The following is a 1050-nucleotide window of genomic DNA, read 5'->3' as shown; positions in this document are numbered from 1 at the left end:
TGCGGCGCCAAGCGATGACGTGTTCATCGATAAAAGCACTCAGACCGTCAAGATCACCGACACCACTGGCGGCAACTTCGAGAAATTGGAAGTTGCAGGCAACGGCGCGACCACCACGATCAACGACACCATCGACAAAGTGGATGTACTCCTGACTGCAACCACCACAGTGGGCGAAGGCGGCAACATCGTTTACACCGCATCGCTGGTCGACAAGTCGGGTAATGCGGTAACCAACATCACCAATCCGTTGACCGTGACCTTGGATAACGGCCAGACCATTACCATCGGAGTGAACCAGTCCAGCGGCAACGTCACCGTTGTAGCTCCGGATGATGTGTACAAGGGCGACCAGACCGTCACCACCGCTATCACTAATGTGACTGGCGGCGAGCACTTCGAAAATCTGGTTCCAGGTACGACCCCGGTCAGCACCACCGTCACCGACACTCCGGGTACTGATAACACCACCACCGTGACACTGACAGCTCCGTCTGCAGTGAACGAGGGTGGTCAGATTACGTACACCGCTACGCTCTCCAATAAAGCGGGCACTGATGTAACCCTGAAGTTGGACAATGGCTCGTCTATCACCATTAAAGCTGGTGACACCGTTGGCTCCGTGACCGTTGCTGCACCTGGCGATGATGTGTTCATCGACAAGAGCACTCAGACCGTCAAGATCACTGACACTGCTGGCGGCAACTTCGAGAAGCTGGAAGTGGCTGGCGATGGTGCAACTACGACCATCAACGACACCATCGACAAAGTGGATGTAGTCCTGACCGCCACCACTACCGTTGGTGAAGGCGGCAACATCATCTACACCGCCAGCCTTGTGGATAAAAACGGCGCTCCGGTGACTAACATCACCAACCCGCTGACCGTCACTCTCGATAACGGCCAGACAATCACCATCGGCGTTAATCAGTCGAACGGCAGCGTCACAGTTGTAGCTCCAGATGACGTGTACAAGGGCGACCAAACCGTCACTACCGCTATTACCAACGTGACTGGCGGTGAGCACTTCGAGAATTTGGTGCCAGGTAA

Annotated in this window: 1 protein-coding gene; it reads left to right on the top strand. The window is 55.1% G+C overall.

Annotated elements, in window-relative coordinates; translation table 11 throughout:
- The coding region (locus K0H48_RS28660) for an immunoglobulin-like domain-containing protein (RefSeq protein ID WP_368862215.1) at positions 1–1050 on the top strand (1050 nt) is incomplete at both ends.

Source organism: Pseudomonas sp. Xaverov 259, assembly GCF_019352915.1.
Lineage (GTDB): Bacteria > Pseudomonadota > Gammaproteobacteria > Pseudomonadales > Pseudomonadaceae > Aquipseudomonas.
Note: the sequence above shows the minus strand (reverse complement) of the source record. Positions and strands in the feature narration are given on the sequence as shown.